Source organism: Paenibacillus taichungensis (assembly GCF_013359905.1).
GTDB lineage: Bacteria > Bacillota > Bacilli > Paenibacillales > Paenibacillaceae > Paenibacillus > Paenibacillus taichungensis.
The window spans coordinates 1-215 of the sequence record NZ_JABMCC010000005.1 but is presented as its reverse complement, the minus strand read 5'-3'; the positions used below and the strand labels follow the sequence as shown (position 1 = coordinate 215).

1 rRNA gene is annotated in these 215 nt (G+C 51.2%); it reads right to left on the bottom strand.

The annotated features are described in order from the left end of the window. Positions 1-215 (bottom strand): 16S ribosomal RNA (locus HP548_RS00020); the annotation flags it as partial.

The window sequence follows — 215 nt, the reverse complement described above, 5'->3', positions numbered from 1 at the left end:
CGTCTTTCCAGTTCTCTTCAGGAGAAGAAAACAACTATTCGGTATTAGCTACCGTTTCCGGTAGTTGTCCCAAGCTTGAGGGCAGGTTGCCTACGTGTTACTCACCCGTCCGCCGCTAACCATCAGAGAAGCAAGCTTCTCTTCAAGTCCGCTCGACTTGCATGTATTAGGCATGCCGCCAGCGTTCGTCCTGAGCCAGGATCAAACTCTCCAAT